Raw genomic sequence first — 445 nt, 5'->3', positions numbered from 1 at the left:
GGTCACGGGGTTCGACCTGCAGAAGAGGCTCTCCGGCCTCGGGGTCGACTGCGTGGTCGGCGCCGTCTCGAAGATGATCAAGCCCAGCGCGGACAGGCGCAGGAAGAACGACCGCAACGACGCCGAGTTCCTCGCCCGCATGCTGTCGGTCGGCAACGTGGTCGAGGTGTGGGTCCCCGACGACGAGTGCGAGGCCGCCCGCGACCTGACCAGGGCGCTCGAGGACGCGAGGGACGACCTCTCGCGCTCGAAGCAGCGGCTCTCCAAGTTCCTGCTAAGGCACGGGCTCGTCTTCGACGAGAGGACGCCCACCGGCCGCAGGAAGGGCAACTGGACCCGGGCGCACTGGTCCTGGATCGAGTCGATAAGGTTCGCGGAGGGGGCCGACAACGACATGCTCGCCTACTACGTCGACGCGGTCAGGCGGGCGGCGGAGGAGAAGGCG

The 445-nt window shown here is 68.8% G+C and carries 1 protein-coding gene; it reads left to right on the top strand.

Annotated features, from left to right (window positions below):
* A partial coding sequence (locus tag DW661_RS10350) for a transposase (protein ID WP_233547476.1) occupies nt 1-445 on the top strand: 445 nt, incomplete at both ends.

The organism is Collinsella sp. AM24-1 (assembly GCF_003470325.1).
In the GTDB taxonomy this organism is placed as follows: domain Bacteria; phylum Actinomycetota; class Coriobacteriia; order Coriobacteriales; family Coriobacteriaceae; genus Collinsella.
The sequence above is the reverse complement of the archived record's forward strand: the minus strand, read 5'-3'. Positions and strand labels throughout refer to the sequence as shown.